Consider the following 293-nt stretch of genomic DNA (forward strand, 5'->3'; position numbering starts at 1 on the left):
GGTAGTTTCAACTACCAAATGCGAATTTACTTAAGTTTTTTGTAAAAAACAAATTTCGGTGTCCTAAAGTTAAGTTTCTTCCTGGGTCTGTCATTTAATTTGGCTTCTATTGCGGCAATATACTGCGTTGAGAGTTTGTTTATATTACATCTTTTATCGATATACTGCCTGATTAGCATATTCAGATTTTCTACAGCTCCCTTCTGCCAGGGACAGTGTGGATGTGCATAATATACGCTGCATCCTAAAGATTTTTCAATGTCCTCATACTGCATAAACTCCGGTCCGTTGTC

The 293-nt window shown here is 37.2% G+C and carries 1 protein-coding gene; it reads right to left on the bottom strand.

Annotation, left to right across the window (positions count from 1 at the left end):
* Positions 1 to 26: 26 nt before the first annotated feature.
* A partial coding sequence (locus tag HMPREF2983_RS00475) for an IS30 family transposase (RefSeq protein ID WP_141757598.1) occupies positions 27 to 293 on the bottom strand: 267 nt, incomplete at its 5' end.

It is taken from the genome of Prevotella sp. HMSC077E09 (genome assembly GCF_001814685.1).
GTDB classification, from domain to species: Bacteria; Bacteroidota; Bacteroidia; order Bacteroidales; family Bacteroidaceae; genus Prevotella; species Prevotella oris.